Source organism: Arcicella rosea (assembly GCF_014204325.1).
Classification (GTDB): domain Bacteria; phylum Bacteroidota; class Bacteroidia; order Cytophagales; family Spirosomataceae; genus Arcicella; species Arcicella rosea_A.
Genome location: NZ_JACHKT010000026.1, coordinates 25,164 through 50,380, shown reverse-complemented (window position 1 = coordinate 50,380; position 25,217 = coordinate 25,164). Strand labels below are relative to the sequence as shown.

At 34.0% G+C, this 25,217-nt stretch carries 21 protein-coding genes; 8 read left to right on the top strand and 13 right to left on the bottom strand.

The window, feature by feature from the left end:
• Positions 1–263: 263 nt before the first annotated feature.
• The 5 genes from HNP25_RS16020 to HNP25_RS16000 form a co-directional block, all read right to left on the bottom strand.
• Positions 264–1,166, bottom strand: a complete 903-nt coding sequence (locus HNP25_RS16020; protein WP_184135731.1) for a carboxypeptidase-like regulatory domain-containing protein — start codon at positions 1,164–1,166, stop codon at positions 264–266.
• Positions 1,167–1,335: 169 nt separating this feature from the next.
• The gene (locus HNP25_RS16015) at positions 1,336–1,710 is read right to left on the bottom strand and encodes a hypothetical protein (RefSeq protein WP_184135729.1); all 375 of its coding nucleotides are present in this window, start codon (positions 1,708–1,710) and stop codon (positions 1,336–1,338) included.
• Positions 1,711–2,448: 738 nt separating this feature from the next.
• Positions 2,449–3,309, bottom strand: coding sequence for a sugar phosphate nucleotidyltransferase (locus HNP25_RS16010; RefSeq protein ID WP_184135727.1), 861 nt, complete (start codon positions 3,307–3,309; stop codon positions 2,449–2,451).
• A 27-nt stretch (positions 3,310–3,336) separates the two neighbouring features.
• Positions 3,337–4,413, bottom strand: coding sequence for a GHMP family kinase ATP-binding protein (locus HNP25_RS16005; RefSeq protein ID WP_184135726.1), 1,077 nt, complete (start codon positions 4,411–4,413; stop codon positions 3,337–3,339).
• Positions 4,414–4,803: 390 nt separating this feature from the next.
• On the bottom strand, positions 4,804–6,156 hold the full coding sequence (locus HNP25_RS16000) for a Gfo/Idh/MocA family protein (protein ID WP_184135724.1): 1,353 nt from the start codon (positions 6,154–6,156) through the stop codon (positions 4,804–4,806).
• A gap of 465 nt (positions 6,157–6,621) precedes the next feature.
• Between HNP25_RS16000 and HNP25_RS15995 the strand changes: the two genes are divergently transcribed.
• From HNP25_RS15995 to HNP25_RS15970, 6 genes are all read left to right on the top strand, one after another.
• Positions 6,622–7,041, top strand: a complete 420-nt coding sequence (locus HNP25_RS15995) for a 6-pyruvoyl trahydropterin synthase family protein (protein WP_184135722.1) — start codon at positions 6,622–6,624, stop codon at positions 7,039–7,041.
• Positions 7,001–7,705, top strand: a complete 705-nt coding sequence (gene folE, locus HNP25_RS15990) for a GTP cyclohydrolase I FolE (protein WP_184135720.1) — start codon at positions 7,001–7,003, stop codon at positions 7,703–7,705. The genes HNP25_RS15995 and folE overlap by 41 nt, the downstream gene beginning before the upstream one ends.
• Before the next feature lie 626 nt (positions 7,706–8,331).
• Positions 8,332–10,377 carry a (E)-4-hydroxy-3-methylbut-2-enyl-diphosphate synthase gene (gene ispG, locus HNP25_RS15985; protein ID WP_184135719.1) on the top strand — a complete coding sequence of 682 codons (2,046 nt, stop codon included), beginning with the start codon at positions 8,332–8,334 and terminating at the stop codon, positions 10,375–10,377.
• A 128-nt stretch (positions 10,378–10,505) separates the two neighbouring features.
• A complete protein-coding gene (locus HNP25_RS15980; protein WP_184135717.1) occupies positions 10,506–10,694 on the top strand; it encodes a DUF6728 family protein in 189 nt (62 codons plus the stop codon).
• A gap of 120 nt (positions 10,695–10,814) precedes the next feature.
• Positions 10,815–11,168: an MmcQ/YjbR family DNA-binding protein gene (locus HNP25_RS15975; RefSeq protein ID WP_184135716.1), complete on the top strand. Its 354-nt coding sequence runs from the start codon at positions 10,815–10,817 to the stop codon at positions 11,166–11,168.
• A 4-nt stretch (positions 11,169–11,172) separates the two neighbouring features.
• Positions 11,173–11,724: a tetratricopeptide repeat protein gene (locus HNP25_RS15970; RefSeq protein WP_184135714.1), complete on the top strand. Its 552-nt coding sequence runs from the start codon at positions 11,173–11,175 to the stop codon at positions 11,722–11,724.
• 42 nt (positions 11,725–11,766) lie between these two features.
• On the opposite strand, the gene HNP25_RS15965 is transcribed toward HNP25_RS15970, so the two are convergent.
• The 5 genes from HNP25_RS15965 to HNP25_RS15945 all read right to left on the bottom strand — a co-directional run bounded on the left by HNP25_RS15965 (position 11,767) and on the right by HNP25_RS15945 (position 17,014).
• Positions 11,767–12,963 carry a hypothetical protein gene (locus HNP25_RS15965; protein ID WP_184135713.1) on the bottom strand — a complete coding sequence of 399 codons (1,197 nt, stop codon included), beginning with the start codon at positions 12,961–12,963 and terminating at the stop codon, positions 11,767–11,769.
• Between the two features lie 24 nt (positions 12,964–12,987).
• Positions 12,988–13,860: a type 1 glutamine amidotransferase gene (locus HNP25_RS15960; RefSeq protein WP_184135712.1), complete on the bottom strand. Its 873-nt coding sequence runs from the start codon at positions 13,858–13,860 to the stop codon at positions 12,988–12,990.
• Between the two features lie 139 nt (positions 13,861–13,999).
• Positions 14,000–15,097 carry a carboxylate-amine ligase gene (locus HNP25_RS15955; RefSeq protein ID WP_184135711.1) on the bottom strand — a complete coding sequence of 366 codons (1,098 nt, stop codon included), beginning with the start codon at positions 15,095–15,097 and terminating at the stop codon, positions 14,000–14,002.
• 183 nt (positions 15,098–15,280) lie between these two features.
• The gene (locus HNP25_RS15950) at positions 15,281–16,264 is read right to left on the bottom strand and encodes an ATP-grasp domain-containing protein (RefSeq protein ID WP_184135710.1); all 984 of its coding nucleotides are present in this window, start codon (positions 16,262–16,264) and stop codon (positions 15,281–15,283) included.
• Between the two features lie 45 nt (positions 16,265–16,309).
• Complete coding sequence (locus HNP25_RS15945; protein ID WP_184135709.1) at positions 16,310–17,014, bottom strand: esterase family protein; 705 nt, start codon at positions 17,012–17,014, stop codon at positions 16,310–16,312.
• A 262-nt stretch (positions 17,015–17,276) separates the two neighbouring features.
• On the opposite strand from HNP25_RS15945, the gene HNP25_RS15940 reads away from it, so the two are divergent.
• Complete coding sequence (locus HNP25_RS15940; protein ID WP_184135707.1) at positions 17,277–18,083, top strand: alpha/beta hydrolase; 807 nt, start codon at positions 17,277–17,279, stop codon at positions 18,081–18,083.
• Positions 18,084–18,085: 2 nt separating this feature from the next.
• Here the strand turns inward: HNP25_RS15940 and HNP25_RS15935 are convergent, their stop codons facing one another.
• Positions 18,086–19,015 (bottom strand): glucosaminidase domain-containing protein, encoded by a 930-nt coding sequence (locus HNP25_RS15935; RefSeq protein WP_184135705.1) that lies wholly within the window; start codon positions 19,013–19,015, stop codon positions 18,086–18,088.
• Positions 19,016–19,292: 277 nt separating this feature from the next.
• Between HNP25_RS15935 and HNP25_RS15930 the strand changes: the two genes are divergently transcribed.
• On the top strand, positions 19,293–21,923 hold the full coding sequence (locus HNP25_RS15930; RefSeq protein WP_184135703.1) for a DUF5686 and carboxypeptidase regulatory-like domain-containing protein: 2,631 nt from the start codon (positions 19,293–19,295) through the stop codon (positions 21,921–21,923).
• 150 nt (positions 21,924–22,073) lie between these two features.
• Here the strand turns inward: HNP25_RS15930 and HNP25_RS15925 are convergent, their stop codons facing one another.
• Both HNP25_RS15925 and HNP25_RS15920 read right to left on the bottom strand, forming a co-directional pair.
• Positions 22,074–22,508: a CHRD domain-containing protein gene (locus tag HNP25_RS15925; RefSeq protein WP_184135702.1), complete on the bottom strand. Its 435-nt coding sequence runs from the start codon at positions 22,506–22,508 to the stop codon at positions 22,074–22,076.
• Between the two features lie 83 nt (positions 22,509–22,591).
• Positions 22,592–25,084, bottom strand: coding sequence for a PIG-L family deacetylase (locus HNP25_RS15920; RefSeq protein ID WP_184135700.1), 2,493 nt, complete (start codon positions 25,082–25,084; stop codon positions 22,592–22,594).
• Positions 25,085–25,217: the final 133 nt, after the last annotated feature.

Sequence of the window (25,217 nt, the reverse complement as noted above, 5' to 3'; positions counted from 1 at the left end):
CAAAATAAGGGATAGTGTCTTACTTATAATATTAACTATTTCACAAATCTTCAATTTCCCCACCAATAATCAAAATTCCAACCCATAAACTTTTTACTTTTTTATTATACGGTAAAAAATAAAGTTTAATCACCTAATAATAAAACATTTACCAAAAACAACAATTACCAAAAGGCAAAAAACAACCCAATCCACTCCAATTCCTCAAAGCCAGCGATTAAAATCACCAGCTTTGGGAAAGGTTCTATCATTACGCTTCTGATTTATTCTTTCAGCACTACAACAAGCTTATTCACAACGCCTCTTTTTACTAGGTAATTCTGTTCGGTGTGGCTTTGATAACCTGTTGCTTGTACGTTTACTTGATATTTGCCGTAGCTAATGGGCTTGAAGATGAAGTTTCCTTCGGCGTCGCTTGTGGCTGAGTAGGTTGTTTTGCCTGTAAGGGTGATATTGGCTCCTGCTATTGAAGTTCCACGTTTATCTGCACTGATATTTCCTTTGATTTGCGTAGTGGTCTTGGTTGGGGCATCTACATGTCTGATACTTTTATAGGCATTTACAAACTCAGGATGGGCTTTGCTGAAAAGTGCCAACAATTTATCTAATCGGTTCTTTAATAGCTCATCGGTTTCCTTAAAGAGATTATTGAGTGAAATAACCACACTTGATTTTTCTGATTTTGTCATTTTTGTTGAGGGCAAAGCACTGGTGTAAGCACTCATAGCATCGGCAAGTTCTTGTAATTTGATAACATCTATGCCATAACTACCCAATGCTGCTAAATTTGCCTGTGTGGCATTGAAGATAATTTTAACAGTTGGGAGAATTAAATCTTCTCTAAGCCTCCTAAGCTCATTGTAAGTATAATTTACCTCCTGTTTTAGTACTTCATTTTTAACAACATTGGCATAAGCAAAAACAAATCCTGCGATTTCTGAAGCAACTGTGCAAAGATTGTGTTTGGTTACCGTTTTGTCGTTTGTAATTCCACTGGTATGTTTTATATCCGTGGAGACAAAATTGAGGATGTCGCTAATTTTAGCATTTAATTCGCTGAGTCCTTCTGTAAAAGCAGCATTGCTTGCAGTAATTGTAGGATTGTTTGCACACAACAACTGCACGCTTTGGTACATACTTAGTTTGGATTCTTGTAACGAGGTCATAAGAAATGGGGTTTAAATGTTTAAAAAAAATTGTAGTATTTATTGTTATTGTTTATTTATCTTTTTTAAAATGTTGTAGCGTTAATTTCCCTTAATCCCTTCATTTCATTTTGTAGCCTGTCTATCTCATTAAAAGGTAAAACTGTTGTATCACATTAGCGCTGAAATTCTAAATAAAGCTTTTATTAATAGATTTTAAATTGGTTTTAGCATAGTTATTGGGTGGTTTCGCAGAATACTCTTTACTCATTTCACAATCACTTGAGGGCTTCACAAAATATTTTCCCATCATTTCACAATCATCTGAGGGCTTCACAAAATATTTTCCCGTCATTTCACAATCATCTGAAGACTTCACAAAATATTTTCCCATCATTGCACAATCATCTGAGGGCTTCACAAAATATTTTCCCACCATTTCACAATCATCTGAGGGCTTCACAAAATATTTTCCCACCATTTCACAATCATCTGAGGGCTTCACAAAATATTTTCCCATCATTGCACAATCAACTGAGGACTTCACAAAATATTTTGCCATCATTTCACAATCAACTGATACGTTGCATAGTTAACTGCGAGCTTCACAAGTTTCTTTCCTGTACTTTCACAATCAACTGAGGGCTTCACAAGTTTCTTTCCCGCATTTTCACAATCAACTGAGGGCTTCGCAAGTTTCTTTCCCGCACTTTCACAATTAACTGCGGGCTTCACAAGTTTCTTTCCCGCACTTTCACAATTAACTGCGGGCTTCACAAGTTTCACTTCCACACTTTCACAATTAACTGCGGGCTTCACAAGATTCTTTCCCACACTTGCTTCATCATTAGCGGGCTTTGCAAGAAGTTTTGTTGTAATTTTCCTTAATCTTTGGGCTTTGCTGGGTCATTAAATAGGCTTTTAACATTGTCTTTTTAAGGTATAAATTCTGTTGAATAATCATTTAACTTTCATCTGTTTCAAACTTAATTAATAGAAAGTTAAACTCAAAGTAATACTCAGAAAACTTATTAAACGGTAAATTTTGTGAAGGGTTTTAGGAAGAAAACAACCTCATCCCCCAGCCCCTTCTCCTGTAGAGAAGGGGAGCAGACTTTGGTGTTAAAAAAGCTCCCCTCTCAACAGGAGAGGGGTCGGGGGTGAGGTTCTTTTTTCTCAAAAAAAATACCCTCCTCTGAACGAGAAGGGCAATAGTTACAACAGGATATTGATAAGAGATAATGCTTGCTATATTATTTTAAATAATTTTTGATGGTTTTAAACTTTTTACTAGAATTTACTCTTAAAAGTCTCCGAATTCCTCTACTAAATACTGCTGAACAATGGTAATATCTCCTTTTGATGTTAAATCTGGAACATTTTCCTCCACTGGTACAGTAATTACTTTTTTCGGATTTTCTCTAGCCATCTTCATTACAGCACTTGGTAATTCACGCTCGTTACGTACTGGGTTAAAAGGCTCTTTAGTGACATACTCCAGAATATCATCATAGTTGAAATGGAACACATTCATGTTTACACCAATCTTTCCGTTTTTATCTCTGGCAGATTCTATTTGTTCTTCATTTGGTTTTTCAATGATTTCTACCAAATAGCTTTCTTCATCGGCTTTAATTACAGCAAATGCTTTTACTCTTTCTGGTGCTACGCCTAAAGCGATACTTTCATAAGATACTACTGCATTTTGAACAGGGTTTTCTCTTAATAGCCTAAGTACTTTTACAGAATAAAGATTATCTGAATTACACACAGTAAATCTTTCTCCTTTCCATTCAGGTGTTTGCTCTAAAGCTTGTTGAATGGCGTCGGCAGTACCAGCGGGTTTCTCACGGTCGGGAGCGATTTGCTGAGTAGCATATTTAAAATTAATTCCCCAAGCCTTATTTTCAGAAACCAATTGATCATAATAAGGTTTTGTAACGTGGTCTTTGGGGTTTTTTAAAATCAATACATCTGTATAACCTGCACGATGAGCGTTATAAATTAAATAATCCATAAATGGGCGACCATCTTTTCCTACACCAATCATTCCTTTCGGAAGTGTATTTGCTTGTTCAATCAATGTGGAATCTAAGGTTTCGTTGCCTTCTGCTTTTTTCATTCTTGACGACATACCGCCCGCCATGATTAATAATTTTGCCATTTAAAGATTTTTGTTTTGCTGGTTTGGTTAATTTTCAAAGCTTGTGCCTTCGTCTATTTGAATGACATAAGCTTTACCTCCTTCATTTTCAATACTTTTAGCAACTTCCTCAGGGTTTTCGGGAGCATAAACAAACATACATCCACCACCACCAGAACCATTTATTTTACCTCCAAATGCTCCTGAAGCCTTTGCTGCTGCTAACATCCTATCAATTTTAGGAGTTGATATTTTTAATAATGCTTGTAAATTTAACTGATGTTGATTTAATAATTCACCAAATCTTTGATGATTCAATGTTTTAGCCTTTAACAATGCCAATGCTTCAATCAAAATTTCTCTATTATCAATATTGGCTTTAATTAAATCTAGTTCTTCTTTTGTAACTAAAGAAGCAAATTCTTTAGTGTCCTCTTGCTGAACAGTAAATAAAGAAAAATCAGGATAGGCTATTTTGATTTTCTCTACAGCTTCTAAAACACCGTATTTTACTCTTTTTAAAATACCAACTGTATCTTTTGGTTCAAGAGAATCTCCTAAAACAAAGCTTCCAAATGTTGGTTTCAGGGTTTCTACCTTAATTACTGGCGTTGATTCCAGATAAATAACATTCCCAACTGCGGTTGAATAATGATCCATCATCCCTCCTGCTTCGTTAAACTCTACTACTTCGGCTCTGTAAGCAATTTCAGCAATTTCGTTAGCAGTAAGCGGATTAGGTTCATCAGCTACTCTTGATAAAAAATGAATCCAGTTGGCTAATAATGCAGATGAACTTGATGTTCCTGAATTAATAGGAATATTTCCTTGCACTGTACATTCCAACCCTTTTTTAAAAGTATAACCTTGTCTTTGTAAAATATTTAAAGCCGAACGAAAATAGTCTCTTTTATGTAAATAAGGTAATTCTGGATAGATTTCAAAATTGATTTCCTCCTCTATATCAGGTAAATGTATAATCGCTTTTCCATCATTTCTATTTTCTCCAGTAATGGTTACTCTTTTAGAAATGGCTGCTGCAATTACTGGTAATCCTAGATAATCTTGATGTTCGCCAAAAAGACAAATTCTTCCTGGCGTTGATACTTTAATTTTATTACTCATTAATGTCGGTAATTAATTACTGCAAAAATAATGTTTTAATTTGAAAGTTTGAGAATTTGAAGATTTGAAAATGTGATTTGGTTTGAAAATTTGAAAGTAAATGCGTGAAAAGACCTCACCCCCAACCCCTCTCCGTCAGAGAGGGGAGCTTTAAGCATCAAAGTTGGCTTCCCATCTCTAAACTGGAAAAATCTAAAAACAAGGGTATAAGTGTCTGATAATTGATAAGAAATTTTCTCCAACGGCTCCCCTTCTCTACAGGAGAAGGGGCTGGGGCGACCGTCGCTACGGGATGAGGTTCTAAGCTAAGAATATTCCATATTATCTATTATTTAAAAACCCTTAAACCAATTTTCAAATCTTCAAATCCTCAAATTTTCAAATTAAACCCTAATACTCATCTGTTAATCCAAAAATACGTTTGTTGGTTTTCCATTTTCCTCTGGTAAAGTCTGGAATTTCTACTGAGGCGGAGTTTTTAGCGATTGAAAGCTCTGATAATGGACTAATTGCCGACCAAACCGCTGCATCATACACATCAATCGGTGGTGCAACCTTTCTTTTGATAGATTCTACAAAAGCTCTTAACACAAAATAATCAATTCCGCCATGACCAGCGTTTTCTGCATCTTTGGCGTGGGCTTTCCAAAGTGGATGGTCGTATTTATCTTGATATTCTTTGAATGGCTCCCAACGGTCGTGGTTTTTTGCCAAACTTTCTAAGTAAATTGATTTGTTATCTTCTGTCCAGATACCTTCTGTGCCTTGTACTCTGAAACCTAAAGAGTATGGACGAGGTAAATTGGTATCATGCGTAATCAGAATACTTTCTCCGTTGGCACATTTTATGACTGTCGTCACCACATCCCCTAGTTTAAATTTCACTTTAGCATTTGGGTGATCGGCTCCGCCTTTTTTAACAATATAATCATGTAAACCTCTTGCTTTTGTGGCAGTTGAAGTAAGCGAAAGGAATCTATTTCCACGGTTAATATCAATCATTTCTGCCACTGGGCCTAATCCGTGCGTCGGATAAACATCTCCATTTCTATCAACAGAGTGTTGTGTACGCCATTTGGCTTCAGAAAAACCTTTTTCGCCAAATTCCACCCCTCCGCCATAAGCTTGCTTTCCATCATTAAATTTTACTCCTCGTAAATCATGTTGATAGCCACATTGCAAGTGAATTAATTCGCCAAAAAGATTCTGACGCACCATGTTTAAAACCGCCAGCACATCACGACGATAACAAACATTTTCCAAAATCATACAATGCGAACCTGTTTTCTCGAAAGTATTCACCAAATCCCAAGATTCTTGCAAAGTAACCGTTGCTGATACTTCTACACCTGCATATTTTCCAGCCTTCATTGTAGCAATCGACATCGGAACGTGCCATTCCCAAGGCGTAGCGATAATAATTCCGTCTAAATCGTCTCTTTTAACCATGTTTTCAAAGTCACGGTCATTTTTTTGATAAACAGCAGGTTCTTTTCTTCCCTTGTCTTTTATCATTTTTAAAGAAATAGCAATAGCATTTGGGTCTATATCGCATATTGCATTAATTTCAACGTCGTCACGGTACATCGCCATATCGAGATGATTTCTTCCACGAAGTCCAACACCAATAAAACCAAGGCGAACCTTTTTTTCTTCTTGTTTAGCACCGAAAATAAAATTAGGAATTGTAAGAGCAGCAGTACTAGCCAGCGCTGTGGATTGAATAAATTGACGTCTTTGCATAGTTGGAGTTTAATAAATTCATTAACTAATAATTATTTATCATCTATTCTAGTTTTTTGAACCTAGATAGCTGAAATCATGTTGTAACCTAAGAAAATATTTTGAGAAAAAGAACCATATTTTCTCTCATCAATTAAGTTTAACAGATATTATTTGTCAAATCAGCCTCAATAAGTAATTGATTACTGATTAATTTTGTTTTTCTTATTGATGAAGCATGATAAGCCAACACACAAATACATTTGTTTAATAATTTAAGAAATTACTTAAACAAAACTTTTATTCAATGTGTTGATAGTATTGAGTAAGATAAACGCTGGTTTAGTTTAATAGTGTTGCTGACAACCTTTCAGACGGCTTTTAAACTTTGAGACTAAATTCCGCATAATTGTCTCCAACTTTTAAATGATTTGTGATACTTCATCACCCATTCAAAAGTTGAAATTTAATTAATCAATAAAAAACATGATGCCAAAAAAAGTGTCGGTGTTTAGAAAAGAGCATTTTAATGCCGCACATCGACTGAATAATCCGAATTGGTCGGATGAAAAAAATGAACGTGTCTATGGAAAATGTAATAATTTCAATTATCACGGTCATAATTATGAATTAATTGTACAAGTAACGGGAGAAATAGATGCTGAAACGGGTTATGTGATTGATATGAAAGTATTAAGCGATATCATCAAAGCAGAAATTCTCGATAAGTTTGATCATAAGAACTTAAATCTGGACACAGAGGAATTTAAAGACCTTAATCCCTCCGCTGAAAACATTGCAATTGTGATTCATGACAAACTAAAAACAAAAATCAACTCAAATTTTGACCTTAAAATTAGACTATATGAAACCGAACGAAACTTTGTTGAATACCCTATTAGTTGATAACAATAACAAGATTAGGTTTACGGATGATGAAATCGGTGATGAACATATCATGACTTCGGTGGACACTCCCATGCGTGAAGATGCTTTTGATTTGAGTGATGATGAAAAAATGGCTCAGATTGAATATCATTTCAAGCAAATCATGGAAACATTGGGGCTAGATTTGACGGATGATTCATTAAAAGGTACGCCTAAAAGAGTAGCAAAAATGTATGTAAAGGAAATTTTCAGTGGTCTTGACCCTAAAAATATGCCTTCAGTTGCTCTGTTTGAGAATAAATATCAATACAATGAAATGTTGGTAGAAAAAAACATTTCATTTTACTCGAATTGCGAACATCACTTTGTACCAATATTCGGAAAAGCACACGTTGCTTATATTGCAAACGGACAAGTAATTGGTTTATCTAAATTAAACCGAATTGTTCAGCACTTTGCGAAGCGTCCACAAGTACAAGAAAGACTTACGATGCAAATTGCTAAAGAATTACAAAAGCTTTTAGGTACTGATGATGTGGCTATTATGATTGATGCAAAACACCTTTGTGTGGCATCAAGAGGAGTAAAAGATGATACTTCGTCAACCGTAACCAGTTATTACGGAGGAAAATTTTTAGAAGAATCTACAAAAGCAGAATTTTTAAAATATATTGCTATGTAGGTTTAAATAGTTGATCTTAATTAAAATCCACTCAAAAATTGAGTGGATTTTTTTGTTAAAAGAACTTATCAATTCGTTTTAAATACCGTTTAATAAATTTTCGATTTTGTTCTAGGCTTTTTTTCGCTCAATGTGTAAATTTGATTTAACTCACTATCTAACAATAAAATATCTTTCGATGATAAAGATATATTTTTAGATTAGGCTGAATTACATAATCATTCAAACAAAGACCAAGTAGTAAAACTATGAAAACTAACAATTTATCAACAAGCACTGGTATGCTTACGCTGGAGTTTAGTAATTTAACTTCAACTATTAATCAACCTAAAACAACGTCTAAAAGAAAAATTTCAAATGTTTCAATCCCAAAAATCCTAATTACTTACAAAGCTTCAGAAATAAACAAGCATTCACAAAAAGAAAGTAATCAAACAAAATTCATTTACATCAAACCAAAAAGATAAGAGGACAATTTTCCTTTTTACTGTTATTTTAGCAGTAAAACATCAAAATAAAATAACCATTCAGCCCTGATAAGCGTTTTAAGTTTATCGGGGTTTTTTGTGTGAAATAAAATTAAATTAGAGAATCACGTATCTTTGCATCGAACAATTCACAAATCCATGTCAACTACTCAAATTTTTAATAATCTTATCGAAAATGGCAATCGTTACGCCAATTCTTTAACTGAATATTCTCGTAGAAAAACGATAACTGTCAATATTGGTGATGTACCGATGGGTTCTGATTATCCAATAAGAGTACAATCGATGACAACCATTGATACTTTAGATACGCTTGGCTCGGTAGAACAAACGATTAGAATGATAGAATCTGGTTGTGAGTACGTTCGTATCACGGCTCCGTCTGTGAAGGAAGCTCAAAATTTAGATAATATCCGCAAAGAATTAAGAGTACGTGGCTACAATGTGCCATTGGTAGCAGATATTCACTTTACGCCAAATGCAGCGGAATTAGCTGCTCGTTTGGTCGAAAAAGTAAGAATTAATCCAGGAAATTATGCTGATAAAAAGCGTTTTGAAACGATTGATTATACAGAAATTGGTTATCAGGCAGAATTGGATAGAATCAGAGATAAGTTTTTGCCTTTAGTAAACATCTGTAAAGAGTACGGAACGGCAATGCGTATCGGTACAAATCATGGTTCTTTGAGTGATAGAATTTTAAGTAGATACGGCGATACTCCACTGGGAATGGTGGAATCTGCTTTGGAGTTTTTAAGAATTTGTGAAGATGAAAATTACTTTAATATCGTACTTTCTATGAAGGCTTCAAACACGCAAGTAATGGTGGAAGCTTACAGATTATTATGTAAAAAACTGAATGAAGAAGGTTTAAAAGCCTATCCATTGCATTTGGGCGTGACAGAAGCAGGCGAAGGAGAAGACGGAAGAATTAAATCAGCAGTTGGTATTGGTACTTTATTAGAAGACGGCTTGGGCGATACCGTAAGAGTATCACTCACAGAAGACCCAGAATTTGAAGCACCAGTAGCCAAAGCTTTGATTGATAGATATTCAAAGAGAAAAGAACAATCAACTATAATTCCAGCATTTAAACCAACTCAGCACTCAACACTCAACACTCCAAATTCATTTGATTCTCCCATCAATCCATTCCAGTATTTTAGAAGAAATACGCATGAAGTGGCAAATTTTGGAGGACATAATGTGCCGAGAGTAATTGCAGATTATTCTCAAATTGAAGTTTCTGAACATGAAGATTTAAAACCGATTGGTCATTTTTATTTGCCATTGCCCGACAAGTGGACAATGAACGATTTGGGAGCAGATTATATTTATACGGCTCAAAATCCAGCAAAATATATGTTGCCAATGGGTTTAAAAGAGATTTTAGATGCTTCTGTTTGGGCAGAACAAAGCGATAAACTCAATAAATTCCCATTCTTTAGCATTGAAGCTTATCAAGTTGCCCGAGAAAAACACGCTACTTTGAATTTTTTAAGTATTAGTTTGGCAGATTTGAACGAAGTTTTAATTCAACAAATTAAAGCCGATGAAACATTAGTTTTGGTAGTAGCCACCAACAATGAACACGCTATGCCAGAATTACGGAGGTTATTTTTTGAATTGAAAAACCAAGAAATCACAACGCCAGCAGTGATTTTAAGAAAATACGAAAATTTACCAGAAAGTGATTTTCAATTATTTTCAGCAACAGATTGCGGTGGATTATTAATTGATGGTTTTGGCGATGGAATACTTTTACAATTACCTGATTTATCAGAAAAAGCTGAACTAATCACTAAATCAAAAAGTTACAACTCAACAGCCTTCGGTATTTTGCAGGCAGCTCGTACTCGTATGAGTAAAACGGAGTATATTTCTTGTCCGTCTTGTGGCAGAACTTTATTTGATTTGCAAGAAACAACTGCGATGATTCGTAAACGTACCGAACATTTGAAAGGTGTAAAAATTGGGATTATGGGTTGTATCGTAAATGGTCCGGGCGAAATGGCTGATGCTGATTACGGTTATGTAGGTGTTGGAAAAGATAAAATTGCTCTTTACCGTGGACAAAATGTAGTAAAAAAATCTGTTCATGCCGATAATGCAGTAAATGAATTAATCGACATCATCAAAGAAGACGGCGTTTGGTTTGAAGCAGAAAGTAATTTAGAGCTATGAGCATTGAGCTATGAGCTTTAAGTTGTGAATGATGTCATTTCTATTATAGATTAATACTCGACCAGTAAAATTCAAGGAAAGCAAAAAAGCTCAAAGCTAATAGCTATTAAACATAAACAAAAAAAGCCATGTCAAAATTAAAAGAACAGTTTAAATTAGGAGAAGCTTTTGGATACTTCTTTAGAATATTCAGCAAACCTGATCCATCAAAGCCAACTAATTTCAACATCAAAACCATGCACGTTATCAATAAAATATCAATTTTGATGTTTTTGATGTGTTTGATTGTAATGATTTACAGAGCTTTTTTTAGATAAACGTAGTGCAATATGCTGTAAACAGTAGGCATTAGGCAAAATTTTTGCTTTTTCTTGAGATAAGATAAGTTTGAAGCTTACTGCGAGTAAAATACTCACAAACCATTCTGATTAAATACAATGAATATTGAAGAATTTAGAGATTTCTGTCTTTCGCTGAAAGGCGTAACTGAAGAATTGCCCTTTGGTCCTGATACTTTAGTGTATAAAGTAATGGGAAAGATGTTTGCTTTGACAGGGCTTGACTCAGAACTATTCACTGTTAATCTTAAATGTGACCCAGACAGAGCAATTCAATTGCGTGAAGATTTTCATTACATTATTCCAGGCTATCACATGAATAAAAAACACTGGAATACTGTCAATGCCGATATTGCTTCGACGGTGCAAGTAAAAGAATTAACGGAACATTCGTATCAATTAGTGGTGGCTAGTTTACCTAAAAAAGTACAAGTAGAATTTCAAAATTTATAAGATTATGGAATGGTTATTACTGTTTTTCTTTCTGCCATTTGTGCTGACCATGATGTTTTTCAATTGGTTAGAAGAAAAGCTATTTAACTTTCGTGACCGAGAAAAGTTAGGAGAAGGCGAATTATTGCTACACAAAAAAAAATATGTTGAAGCCCAAGCTTTTTTTACTGAAAAACTAAAATATTTTCCAAAGTCTTCCAAAGCATATTATCATAGAAGTACAGCAAACTATATGCTTAAAAATTACTTCTCAGCCTTGTACGACATTGAACAATCTATTTCATTTGATAATACCATTGGTGAAGCCTACGTCATCAAAGGTAAAGTACTTTATCAATTGAATGAATATGATAAGGCTTTTTTAGAGTTTGATAAAGCTGATTGGTACTTTAGAAGTGAAAATCCTGAAACCTTGCGTTGGCGTGGCATGGCTCGTTATTGTATTGGTCAACTTGATAATGCTATCAATGATTTTAATAGAGCTGTTGAATTAGGAGATGAAGATGCCTCTTATATTCTTAGAACTAAATTTGAATATTTAAAAAAGAAGTATTAACCTATCAATGATAGATCAAATACTTCTTTATAAGAATTTTGCCTACTTTTCCATAAAACAAACAGTCCCTCCAACCCAATCAAAATCTTTATTAAAACGTACTCCAATCATTTCACCTCTTGAAAGTCTTGCTAAATTGGTTAATAACGTTGGTCTTGCTTCGTCATTTTGCCAGATATACAACATTCTGATTTCAGCTTTTACTTTTGTTCCGTCGGTCGTTTGTATGACTGGTTGATATTGTACTTTTTTCTGTAAAATATAATTTTCGGGGTCAAGAATTGACGTTAAATCACTTTTATCAATATTAATTTTTACGCCTGTTCCTGCAAAAGAAAACAAAGGTTTAAGTACATAATCCGATAAATTTTCTGGAAAATTGCCTTGATAATCACTTAAAAACTGACAAGTTGGAATATAAGGATTTTTCAAAAATGGCATCGTGTATTTACTAATTCTGAAAAACCAATTTGGATGTCCAATCCATTCTACTTCAACATCGTCTGTTAAATTAAAATCTGTTTTTAAATCTGGGAAATTTGTTAAATCATCAAATATCAAACGATTACAAATACGATAAATGGGCGTTTTAACACCTTCATTCATATAAAATAGCTTTTTGCCTTCTTTGATAATTTTAGTAAGACAAACGGCTTTTACGCCAATCAATCTTTCTGTTACTTCAAAATCAACTCTTGTTTTTTGTTTTTCAGGATATATTTCTAACAGAATTACATTTTCAGTTTTTTCATCGCCCACAATTAATTTACGAAATGCTTCAATGTAAGATTTTCTATCAAAATCATTAAACATAAAATCGTAATTGTCAGGAATAGCGTAATGTTTTTGAATGGTTTCTGAAAGTAAATATTGAAAACCAAAAAGCGAAGGAAAGCCTTGTAATTCAATTAACTGAGGTACGAATTCTCCTTCTTCATCTTGACAAACAGCAAAATCTATCGCCAGAAAAGAAGTATGTTTATTTTCATTCGGCACGATTTGATGTGCTGGAATCGCTTTTTCAGTTTTTGCTTTGAAATCATCTTTTACAATAACATCAATAATACTCTCACAAGTAAGCATCAGTTTTTCTTTGAATGCTTTTGGCACAAAAATAGGCGTTTCGGCTACTCTGAACTCAAGTGAATTCTGAGTAGCTTTATTCAAATCTGCTAAAAATGCCTGATACTTTTCTTGAGAAAACGATTGGTTAAAGGAAGCTCTAAGGTCTTTTTGCATAAAAAGAAGCATGTTTAAAACAAATTATGCTATTTCTCCATAAAATACTTGCTGACTAATGGTAGAATAGGCTTTTTCAAGAAATGTTGGAATGATGATAGATTCCGTCAACATGATTTTGTCGGGGTCATCAAGCTTTGTAATCATATCGTTGTACTTCTCAATTCCGTGCGTTTTTATCACTGCTTTGCGTTTTTCATCTGATAGTAGCAATTTTAGCATTCCTTGTGCATCAGCTTCTGGATGAAATTGTGTACCAAATACTTCTTTTGAAAAACGAATTGCCATAATGGCACGCTCTAAATTTACGTGTGGACGTTCTTTCTCCATCCGCAAAATCTGTACGCCTAATTCTTTGATAATTTTTAAATTAGGACTCACTAATTGATAATCACGAGAATCAACAACAAAAAATGGGTCTGGTAAACCTTCAAATAAGAGTTCTTTGTTTACAGTGTCAATTGGATGTACTGGAAAAACGCCAAATGAAGTACTTCTACGTTTGGTTACTTTCCCAATTTCTAAATGACGAGCCACTAATTGAAATGAGTGACAAATCAAGAACATGAATTTAGGAGAACCTTCTCCGTTTAAAATCTCTTCTGATTTATTATGCTCAAAAATTGAATCAATCAAAGCAAAGTAAGGTTTTTCCCAAGCGTCGTCTGAAGGAAGAGGACTTCCCGGCCCGCCCGAAGAAATATAAATATCATGTACCAAACTTGGAATTTCGGTATTGGCACGAACATTAAAAACCTCTGTAATTACTTCAATATTTTTATTTGTGCTAAATTCATTAATCAAATTTATAATACAACGCATACCTTCTCCGGCAACGTTGTCGTACATATCTAACACGGCTATTTTTAGTGGTTTTTCTAGCGAAATATTTTGCATTGTAAATTTGTTGATGTGGAAATTTATCAAAGATTTAACCTTTAATTAATTTTAAATACAATGCAATTTACGAAAAACAGCCTTAAAATCAATCAATTACAGAAAGCAACGATAAATTTAACATTGAAATTGCTTTTCATTATATACCAAATTTCGTTTCTTGAACAATATAATCCACTACACTTTTTAAATCATTTGTTTGTTCAAATACTGCTAATTGTCGGTCGGCACCAGTACCATTTTTTAGAATTTCTTTGATATAAGCCACTTCGTGACGGCTACCCAATTCATCCAAGACATCATCTACAAAATCTAATAATTCATCACACAAATCACTATAGGGTACTTCTTCTTGCTTTCCAAAATCAATTAATTTCGCTTGAATTCCGTAACGAGCAGCTCGCCATTTATTTTCGTTGATTAATACTTTACGATACGACCTAAAATTAAGATTTTGCTTCATCAATTTATAAATCTTGGCGACCAAAGCTTGCATCAAAGCTGCTAAACATATCGTTTCATCTACTCGCATCGGAATATCACAAATCCTAAATTCAATTGTATCGAAATATGGATGTAAACGAATATCCCACCAGATTTTTTTTCCGCTGTCGATACATTTAGTTTTTACCAACAAAGCGATGTACTCATCGTACTCGTTGGCAGAAGCAAAAAATTCTGGAATACCTGTTCTTGGAAATTTGTCGAATACTTTTGAGCGATAGGATTTAAAGCCTGTATTTCTACCACACCAAAAAGGCGAATTCGTAGAAAGTGCATAAATATGTGGTAAAAAGTAACGCACTGCATTCAGTATTTGAATACCTTCATTTCTGTTCTGTATCCCCACATGAACGTGCAAACCAAAAATCAAATTTCCACGAGCTACGTCTCTCATTTCATCAATTAATGAATCATAATGCGGGCTTGGTGTAATAAGTTGGTCTTGCCAATCTGAAAATGGATGCGTTCCAGCGGCAGCAAGCAAAAGATTATTTTGTTCTGCCAAATCAATTATATGTCGCCTTAACTCAGTTACTTCTGCCCTCGCCTCTTGAATATTGTAACAAATATTCGTTCCAACCTCCACAACAGCTTGGTGCATTTCGGCTTTTACTCTTTCTTGTAGGATAATCTGACCGCCCTCAACAATTTTACTCATGTGCGAGCGTAATTCACGGGTTACTGGGTCAATGGTTTGAAACTCCTCTTCAATTCCGATGGTAAATAAGGACATAATTTAGAAGGTTTAAGGGAGGTTGTAAAATATAAAGTATCCAAATGTTCTTCTATTGTAAACTCAAAGCCTAATCTCTCTTCTTTTGAGAAGGAAAATCTTGTAGGAAGTCCCTTCTCAAAAGAAGTTAAGAAAAGGTTACTGCTTTTTTGTATTCTTTATATTTTACACAGTCCAATTAATTTACTTTTTGCTCTCAATAATGCTTGTTCTCGGACTACCAGCAACAGATGTTGCAAGAAATGTTCCCCAAGTAAGGTTGTCTTTACCTGGTTTATGTTTTTTTGCACGCTCAATCGCAACTTTGGCAGCAGTTTCCACTACCCATTCAAAGTTTTCTTGTCCTACAGAATTAATATCAGCATCTGGAGCAGGATTACAGAAATCAATGGCATACGGAATACCATCTTTTATAGCAAATTCTACCGTGTTGAAATCGTAACCCAAAGCCTTGTTCAGTCGAATTACATAATCTTTTACTGTTGCCAATAATTTCTTAGCGGCTGGGCCAGAAGGCATATCGGCAACATAGCGTAAATGATGTGGATTTCTTGGTTCATAAGGCATTATTCTTACTTCTTTTCCACCAATACAATAGCAACGGAAGTAATCAGTAAAAGTAATTTCTTCTTGTAAAAGCATGACCAATTGGTCGGTTTCGTCATAAGCAGAAAACAATTCATCTGGATTTCTTACTTTATAAACGCTTTTCCAACCTCCGCCAGAATGTGGTTTCATATAAGCTGGGAAACCGATGTAATCAAACATTTCACCCCAAGGTAAAGGGAATTTCAGGTTTCTAAATGAAGATTCAGCAGTATCAGATGGGCGTTCTTTGGAAGGTAATAAAACTGTTTTAGGAACTGGAACACCAACACTTAATGCCAAAGCATTGTTAAAAAACTTTTCATCAGCCGACCACCAAAAAGGATTATTGATAACAGCTGTTCCTGTCAGGGCTGTATTTTTTAACATTGCTCTGTAAAAAGGGACATCTTGAGAAATACGGTCTATAATTACATCGTATCCACTAGATTCCCCTTGTATTACTTTTTCTACAATCATACGTTCTGCCATAATTCCAGCAGGAGCAATTTGATTTACTCTTTCTACAAATGCTTCTGGAAATGAAGACTCCATACCATGTAGGATACCTATTTTTTTCATATTAATTTCAGGTTTGATGACTAAATTTTATGGATTCTATGATTATTAAATTCTGTTTAAATATTCAGGAAACATTTCTCTCCAAATATCCCAATCGTGTGTGCCATGCCAACGAACATCCAACCAATGATTTACTTTTTTATTACTTAAAATTTTAGAAAGACGTTCTGTTTCAGGCTTACAAAAATCTGCATTACAAGTACCCAAAACGATGTTCATTTGCCATAAATCTGGTTGATTGGCATTTGGAAGATAATCAGGAGGATTATTGAAATATACATTTTCGTTGTAAAAGCCATTCAAAAATGAGCGAATATCAAAAGCTGCTCCCATCGTGAAAAGATGTGATACTTTATCAGGATGACGAAAAGCGAAATTAGCAGCATGAAAACCGCCAAAACTACAACCCGCAACCGCTACTTTTGAAGTATTACATTCACGCATGATAGCTGGAATCAGTTCTTCATTCAAATATTGATCATAATAAATATGGTTTTGAATTCGCTCGGAAGGATGCAAATGTTTGCCATACCAAGAGTATTTATCAATACTATCTGGGCAATAAATCTTTACTTTCCCCCCTTCTATTTGGCTTCTTGCAGATTCAATCAGTTTAAAATCTTTTGCTTCATAGTAACGCCCCATAGTAGTTGGAAAAACAATTACTGGATAGCCCCAATTGCCAAAAATCAATAATTCATTATCTGCTCCGAGATGATGAGAATAATACTTGATATAACGTTCTTGCATTGTGATAGAGAGAATTGTTCATGATGTTAAAAAATATCAATAGCTAGATTTTGAGTCTTTTTTATCGTTGCAAAAATTACTATTTGTAAATAAATAATATCTGCTTAGTCATTTTATAATAATTTTAAACACTGTAAAGAATCTTTACTCTAAAATAGAAACTGTTTTTAACTTTCAAAACAAAACATTAGAATAATTTCTCTGTGAAATATTTAACAATTTGTTTATTTTCGAGAATAATCCTAAAATTGACAATCCCGTAATGACAATATATTCACAAAATACTTCCCCTGAAATCATTCAAATTGAGGATAATATTTATTCTACCTATTTGAATAGAACAGTTAAGCTCACTTTGATATATCCTAAAAAAAATAATTTACTTCAACTTGTAATTTTTAACGATGGACAAGATTTTGAATCTTTAAAAATCAAACATTGGATTGCCTCATTGAGCGATGAAAATAAAATCGCTCCGATTCTTTGTGTGGGAATTCATGCCAACGAAGAAAGATTGCAAGAATATGGAACAGCTTCCCAAGCAGATTATAAAAACAGAGGAAATAAAGCACACCATCATTCAAATTTCATTTTAAAAGAATTGTTACCTTATTTAGAAAACACTTTTTTAATATCACCTGACAATAAAGTAATGGCTGGTTTTTCTTTAGGCGGACTTTCTGCATTGGATATTGCTTGGAATTCACCAAAAGTATTTACCAAAGTGGGTGTTTTTTCTGGTGCTTTGTGGTGGAGACAAAAATCTGAGGAGGATGGTTACACAGACGAAAACGATAGAATTATTCATAATATCGTCAGAAAAGGAAATTATCATCAAAATCAACAATTCTGGTTTGAGGCGGGAACAAACGACGAAACTTCTGACAGAAACAATAACGGAATCATTGATGCTATCGACGATACTTTAGACTTGATGAAAGAATTAGAAAAACACGGTTATCAAAAAAACAAAGACATTATTTACCGACAAGTAGAGGGTGGTGAACACAATCAACAAACTTGGAGTAAAGTAATGCCTGAATTTCTGACTTGGGCTATTGGTCTGTAAACTTATAAATCAATCAAGTTGTATTGTGTTATTAATCTTTTCAAACGACTAACATATTGATGTTTTGGCAAAGTTGTATAACCTAAATCAACTAAGTGTTCAATGAACTTTTCGATGGCTTCTACTTTGTCAATTCCTTTTTTGGTATTTTCTTGGTAAGCTTTTACGGCTGGCGAATAATCATTTCGCCATTTTCCAGTTTTGTGCATCAAAAGCTCTTCCATGAAAAAATCGAGGCAATCTTCTCTCGAATTAAATTTCTTGTACCAATTACCAACTTCTCCAGCATAAGCTTGGTTGGTATATTGATATGCTTGAGTATGGTCTTTTGTCCAATCTTTTAAACCAAAAAAGTTATTGGCATTCATCGCTAATTCGCTTTTCCCGTAGCCACTTTCCAAGGCAGCCATTGCAATCACAACACTTGTCGGAAGGTTATTCTTTTTACAACGCTCTACAACATAGTATGAAATATCATTAATGAAAATTTGAGCGTCAGAAACTTTACTGGCAGAAGTATTCTTGTTTTTGGTAGCAACTTTTTTTGTTGGTGGAGTAATTGCTTTCTCAGGTAAAACAACTACCACCAAAGCTTGAATCTTTTTCGTAAATTTTTTATCTTCTTTTTCAGCGATAAAAATCAATTCCTTTTCACCTTTTTTAGGAAATTTAATTTTTATACTCGCTTTCTTCTTGACAAATTTAGCCGTTCCTAAAAGGTTATCTCCTTCCCAAACCTTTACTTGGTTTAGTTTATTAAAAGCCTCAAATACAAATAATGCTGAATCTCCAAAATCGACGACATCTTTATAACTTACTTTGAAATCACTATTTTCATTAGCATATTTTACGACAGTATGCCGATGGCAACCTTGTAATGATAAAATTAAAGTCAAACCGAATAAAAAATAAAGAAGGAATTTTGAACGCATTTTATTAAAGTTAGGATGAAACATGAGCAAGAACTCAATTGAAAAAACATTTTAAATAAATAATAGATTGTATTAAAACACGAAGAAAAACATCGACATAATGATAATCAAAACATTAAAAATAAACCGTAATAATCTTTCTATTGTTTAAACATTCTATGTCTAAATACGATTAAACAAGCATTTAAGATTTTTTAAGAAAGAATTTTAGTCTTAGGCTTGGCTTTTCTTTTATCTTGCGTAATAAACTAGATACATGTACCTCAAATTGCTGATTATGAACAAAATTTTCAAAAACCTCTTATCAACCTCATTGGTTATTCTATTCTTCAACTCTTTTTCTTGGAGTGCTGGTATTAAAGGAACCGTTAAAAATACAAAAAACGAATTACTTTCCTTTGCCTCCGTCATTATAAAAGAATCTGGTAAAGGGACAATGGCTAATGAAGATGGACAATATGAACTTACTTTATCTGCTGGAACTTATACCATCATTTTTCAATATTTAGGTCATAAAAACTTAGAAAAGAAAGTTGTTATCCAGAACGAAACCATCACATTAGACGCTGTTCTCGAAGAGCAAGCTATCAGTCTGAAAGAAGTAGAATTTTCTGCCAAAAGTGAAGACCCTGCTTATACTATCATCAGAAAGACCATTTCAATGGCTCGTTTCAAAATATTAGAAATTAATGAATATTCTGCCAGAACTTATGTAAAAGGTACTGGGCAAGTAAGCGAAGTTTCTGCTTTGATGAAGGCTATTGCAGGAAAAAGGATTGAAAAAGAGTCTGGTTTAAAAATCGGACAAGTATATGTTTTAGAATCAATTAATGATGTAAATGTAAAGCAGCCTTCAGCAGTAAAAGAAAAAGTAGTATCAACCAGAAACAATTTACCAAAGCAACTGCAAAGTCAAGGTGGCAACTTTATTTCTGTTTCTCGTACTAATTTCTATAATCCAAAACCATTTGGCGATATGATTTCTCCACTCTCACCTGTTGCTTTGGCTTATTACAAGTTCAAATACGAAGGTTTTTTTACTGAAAATGGACAAACCGTCAATAAAATTAGAGTAACGCCAAAATCAAGAAATGGAAATGTTTTTGAGGGAATAATTAATATCATCGAAGACTCTTGGTACATCCATAGTTTGGATTTACGCTTTAGTGATGATAATACTTCAAACACAGTAAAAATGATTTATGCACCCAACAAAGAAATTTGGTTGCCAATCAATTATACTTTTCGTTCAGAGTTTGATGCTTTTGGCTTCAAAGGTTTCTTTAATTATGTAACCAACGTTAGGAATTATACGGTATCTGTCAATGAAAAATATCATCAAAGACCCGTGGTAATTGATGAGAAAATAGACAAAGCAGAAGCTAAATCATTGAAAGGTGAAAAAGTAAATAGTAAGATTGCACTCAGTCAAAAACAAGTTACTAGAAAACAGCTCAATAAGTTTTTGAAAGAATCAGAGAAAGAAGACAAAAAAGATAGAAAGAAAAAAGGCGAAGATGTAGATTTGGTTCGATCTTATAATATTGAAATTGACAGTCTTCACAACAAACGAAACGCTGATTTCTGGAATGATGAAAGACAAGTACCCCTTACTCCTTTAGAAATAAAAGGTTATGCTCAAGCTGATAGCATTGCATTGACCAATGAAGAGCAATTCAAAAAAGATTCTGTTAGAAATCTACCTGCATTCAAATTTTCACATTTGATTTTTGGAAAAAATTATAATTATGGCAAAAGAGATAATCTATTCGGATTTCATCCAAAATCGCTTAGTTATAGTTCTCCACTAAGCCAACTTCCAGCTTTAGATTTTGTGAATACTGTTGATGGATACTTTTTACAAGGTTCTTTAAGATACGATATTCGTGAAAAACTAACCAGAAGAGAATCCTTTTATGGTGATTTAAGATACGCTTTGGGTAGAAAAGCTTTAAACTGGAATCTTGGATATTACTATCTAAAAAATCAACATACTGTTGAAATCAAAACGGGTAGATATATTCAACAGTTTAACAATGAAAACCCTATTTCTACGCCCGCAAATACCATTTATACAATGTTGGCTGAGAGAAATTATCAGAAAATTTACCAGAAAGATTATATTAGTGCAGAGTATAGAAATCGACTTTCTGAAAAAATAACCATTGTAGCAAGCGGGGAATATGCTGAAAGAAAGGCTTTAGAAAACCTAAGTACTTTCAAGCCTTGGATTGATGTAAAAGATAGAGATTTTAGTCCGAACAATCCTGCGAATAATGAATTAGCTAATACTGCTTTTAACACACATAAAAGCTTTTTAGCAGAAGGAATTATTGCTTGGAGACCGTTTGCAAAGAAACGTAAATATAATGACAGAGAATACACAATTAATGAAGGTAATCCGATTTTTAGAGTAAAGTCAACCAATGGTTTATTGGCTGAAAGTAAATTTTCACGTTTACAAGGTTCTTATGAACAGTTTTTTGATTTAGAGAAATTAGGAAATTTGCATATCCTAGCCAATTACGGAGGATACTTGCAAAAGCCAACCTATTTTATTGATTACCGCCATTTTAATGGCAATCAAACTATTCTTCGTTCATTCAGATTTGATGCTTACAGAAACTTAGACTATTATTTACACAGCACAACAGGCAACTATTTAGAAGTTTTTGCTCAACAAGATTTCAATAAATTATTGCTGACACAAATCACACCATTAAGAATTTATGGTTTAAAGGAATCTGTCTTTGCCAATTATTTGAAAGTACCGAATCAGCAATTTGAATACCTAGAAGTTGGTTATGGCTTATTAGGTCTTGGGAAATTATTTGGATTAGAAGTAGTTGGTAATTTTGTGAATGGAAAATACGATGCTACAGTGTTGAGAATTAAGTTTAATCGATAGCGATGAGCAGCGAGCTTTGAGATTAATTTAATGCAACGTTTGTTATCCTGAATTTTAGCAATAAAAAAGCGGTCAAAAAACTAATTTTGACCGCTTTTTTATTAGCATAAAGATTCTTAAATCTCATTGCTTACAACTCACAGCTAACAGCTATTTCAAAATCAACTGTCCACGAATTTCACCTCCTGGTTTTGAAGCACTGTGGATATTTACATAATAATTTCCTGCCATTAAATCTGTTTCCTGTTCTGCTGTTAGTGCAGCTGTTGTGCTACTGTAAGCAGTATTGAATGTTGTTCCTAAAGCAAAGATTACTCCTCCATTTACACCAACCGCACCTTTATGAATATGCCAAGCTGTTGGCGTAATTCCATTAAAATTGATGGTATAAGAAATAACTTTTGTAGTCTTATTATAAGTACCAACAAACGAACCTGTAGCAGTAGAAGTATTGGCGGGTACTTCTAATGAGCCATTGAGGCTTACATTGAATTTTACTTCTGGAGAAACTACTTCTTCATCTTTTTTACAAGAAGTAGCAAATAACAAAGCAGCAATTAAAAGCGTAAAGAGCGTTTTTTTCATAATATTTTTTGTTTTAGTGAATGTAAGACTTGCGTCTTACATTCAAATACGGCTCTTTCTACTTTTAGGTTGCGTTTCGATAATTATTTTCCTGCTGAAATTAAATTGGCAAATAATCTATATGCACCCGATACTCCTGCTGGCAATTGACGGAAGAAAGCATATCCTGTAAAAATGTAATTACCTTTTCCGTATTTAGCATACAATAAGCCTCCATTGGCAGGTGCTTCATTCGGGTCGTTTGATGACAGAATCGCATCATATTTCCCATCCCATTCGTTTGAAAAATACAATCCTCTTTCTTGAATCCAGCCATCAAAATCTTTTGAAGTAATCTTATTCGGACTATTCAATAAAATACTTTCTGGTTTCAAGAAACGAACCTCCGCTTCTTCAACCGTTACTCTATCTCTCGATAATTTAAAAGGATATGGCCCGATACCCATCTCTAATTTTTGCAAATTGCTATTTACTTGATATTGAACGACCATGTTTCCGCCTTTTTCAACGTAGTCCATCAATTTCTTCTGATAATAAGTAATACGTTCTTCGGTATTATAAGCTCTTACACCAACTACAATAGCATCAAATTTTGATAAATCTTCATTTAATTCTTTCTCCGTTAAAATCGTCACATTATATCCAATCTGGCGTAATGCCATTGGTACATCGTCGCCAGCACCAACGATGTAACCAATGTTCTTACCTTTCGTTTTAATATCCAATTTCACCACCTTAGCTTCTGCTGCTGGGAAAAGTGTTTGAGGAGGAATATGGTCATAGGCAACGGTTAAAATCCCTCTATCATAAGTTCCATTGGCTGTTTTTACAATGGCTTTTACTGTTCCTTCTGGTGTTAAGCTTGAAGGTGTAACTTTAAATACCAATTTCAATTCTTGATATTTATTTGCCAAATTGAAATCTATACTTGCAGGATTTGCTTTCCAACCTGTTGGTAAATCTAAACTTACCGAACCAGAAGTTTTGCTCTTTCCAGCTTTCAAGGTTACTTCTACTTCTTTGGCTTGGTCGTTTGCAAAAACATATACTTTATCTGAAATATTCGCCGTTACTTCTGGACGAATTTCAAAGGTGCGATAAAGCTCTCCACGAGTTTCGTCTGTATATTTATAAATCACTGGCGTGCTAAAAGTGAAAGACTGATTGTCGATTACGAAAGTAAATTCTGCTTGCAAATCTGCAGGTTTTTCTGGTAAACCAATCAACGTTTGCTCATCAACACGATACATTCCTTTTCCCATTTTCTTTTCAGCCAACCAAAAAGGTTGTGTCAATGGTTGATTCTTAGGAATTTCTACTGAGAAATTAATGCGTTGTAATTCGTTATTAGCCAAACTTACATTGAAAGTACTGTCCTTTCCCAAACCGACTAATTTGATTTTCTTCAAGTTTACAGCAAAATCAGAACGTTTTACGGCTGTAGCAAGAATATTGATTTTCTCTCCAGAAGAAGCAGAATATTCATTTGGATTTGCTTCAAAATACAAACCAGTACAAGCAATAATTAGGTTTTCAATTTCTTTTTTCTTTTGTGTTTTCCAGTACTCATCACCAATTTTATCTAGTGTTTTGTAAGCTTCTAACAAAGAAGGAACAATCGTTGAAGGATTTTCTGGATTGAAACTATTGATAGCTAGATTAATCCAAGATTCTACTTCTTTGCCCCCTTTTACTCTACTCCAAGTTAAATCTACACCATCAAAAACATCACTTTGGGCTAAATCACCGAATTTATGGACAAAATATTCTGGACGTAAACCACGAGTACGAGGAACACCAAAACCTTGAGATTTATGTTGTGATCTACTTTCTGCGGCAATTTCAGAATAAGCTTTTCCCAATAAAGGATTATATCCCCCAATTTCCACTTGAATAAAAGTACCTTCTGCGGGTTTTTGCGAAACTGCACCGAAGTTAAAAGTATTCCAAACTACTCTTTTGGCTTGCCAAGGTTTTACATATTTTAATTGTTCTGGGAACTTCGTTGGATCGCCTGAAATTTTAAAAGCCTCTTCTGCCAAAGCTGCCGAAGCAGAGTGATTTCCATGTCCTGCACGAGCATCAGGTGGAAAACGACAAATGATTACATCTGGTCGAAGATTTCTGATTCGCCAAACTACATCTGCTAAAACAGCATCTTTTCCCCAAATCTGAAGTGTTTCTTCAGTGTTTTTAGAAAAACCAAAGTCGTTAGCACGAGTAAAATATTGTTCTGGACCATCAATGGCACGAGCTGCCAGTAATTCTTGTGTACGAATCAAGCCTAATAAATCACCTAATTCTGAACCAATTAAATTCTGACCACCATCTCCACGGGTAATTGATAGATAAGCAGTTCTTACTTTACGTTCTTTGGCAAGCCACGAAAGCATTACAGTATTTTCATCGTCAGGGTGGGCAGCTATGTACATGGCTGTACCAAGTACATTTAATTTTTTAAGATTCAACAAAAGCTCGCCAGTAGGCATTGGTTTAATGGGCTGAGCAGTGATATTGAACAAAGAACCAAGCAGTATTAAGAATAGAAAAATGGTTTTATTCGATTTGATATTCATTGGAGAAATTTTATAGTTCAATGTGAAATTAATGGAAAACATTTAGAATATTAAAGAGAGAAAAATAATGGATTTAATAGCAAGAATAAAATTATTTCGCTGAATGACCTTAATCGCATTGAAAAAGGTAGAA